We start from the raw sequence: 1,238 nt of genomic DNA on the forward strand, positions 1-1,238 counted from the left end.
GTCGGCAGCGTCAGTTGTGTATAAGAGACAGGGGTTGTGGCGGCGTGCCCCGTGGCGGCGTGTCCCGTGGCCCTCGCGTGGGGGGTTGGTTCTTGGTGGTCTGTCCGTCCGTGACATGGCGCGTACCCCTGTGGTCAGTCGTGGGGGACGACGGCGACCGGGACGGTCGCGTGGTGCATGACCGCGTGGGCGACGGCGCCGATGCGGGCGCCGATCGGGGTGCGGCGGAGGCGGCGGCCGACGACCACGAGGGAGGCGCCGTCGGCGGCCTCGACGAGGTGGTGGGCGGCGCGGCCGATGACGGCTTCGCAGACGACCTCGACGGTCGGGTACTTCTCCCGCCACGGCCGCAGTGCGGCGTCCAGGGCGTCGGAGCGTTCCCGGGAGAGTTCCGCTTCGGCGCCGGCCGGGGCGGCGATGGGGCGGACGCCGTAGGCGGGCGGCAGGTCCCAGGTGTGCAGGACGCGCAGCCGGGCGGAGCGGCCGGCGGCGGCTTCGAAGGCGAAGGCGAGCAGGTCGTCGGCGGGGCGGTTGAGCTTGAGTCCGACGATGACGTCGCCGGCGTCGACGGGGGTGGCGGCGGTGCTCTGCTCGGGGGAGCGGACGAGGACGACGGGCCGGTTGAGGTGCGCGACGGTGGGCAGGCCGACGGAGCCGATGAAGAAGCCGGCGACGGCGCCCAGACCGCGGGTGCCGAGCACGAGCAGGTCGGAGTCGGCGGCGGCCTCGGGCAGCAGTTGCGCGGCGTAGCCGGACAGGAGGCGGGTGGTGACCGGCGTCCCGGGGTGGCTCTCGGTCGCCTCGGCGGCGATCTCGCGCAGCAGGGTCTGCGCCCAGCTGCTCTCCTTGTCCGGGTCGTACAGGGTGGTGTACGGGTGCGGGTGCGGGTCGACCTCGCGGACGAACACGATGTCCAGCGTCGCCGCGCGGCGGCGGGCCTCGTCGGCCGCCCAGCGGGCGGCTGCGCGGCTCTCGGGCGAGCCGTCGACACCGACTGTCACGATCGGGGACATGGTCTTCTCCTCCTGGCCGGGCGGAACGGCGTGGCTCCGCGCTCTCGTCTCCACGGTCGCTCCGCCGGGTGCCCGGGAGGAGGGGCCACAAGTCCCGTCCCGGGGCCGTTCGGCCCGAATCCTTCGGTCCGGAAGCGGCGAGCCACCGCCGTATGCGGTTATCGGTTATGTCTCTTCGTGGGGTTGGGGGAGTTGGAGGGTGTGGGTGTCGCCGGGGGTGATGTG

The 1,238-nt window shown here is 73.9% G+C and carries 1 protein-coding gene; it reads right to left on the reverse strand.

The annotated features are described in order from the left end of the window. Window positions 1-134: 134 nt before the first annotated feature. A complete protein-coding gene (locus tag FNX44_RS26985; protein WP_143651584.1) occupies window positions 135-1,013 on the reverse strand; it encodes a universal stress protein in 879 nt (292 codons plus the stop codon). Window positions 1,014-1,238: the final 225 nt, after the last annotated feature.

This window comes from Streptomyces alkaliterrae (assembly GCF_007097205.2).
GTDB lineage: Bacteria > Actinomycetota > Actinomycetes > Streptomycetales > Streptomycetaceae > Streptomyces > Streptomyces alkaliterrae.

What these genes read in the sequence shown, in the direction of transcription:
- FNX44_RS26985 (WP_143651584.1), bottom strand. Translation starts at nt 1,013, where the DNA reads ATGTCCCCGATCGTGACAGTCGGTGTCGACGGCTCGCCCGAGAGCCGC.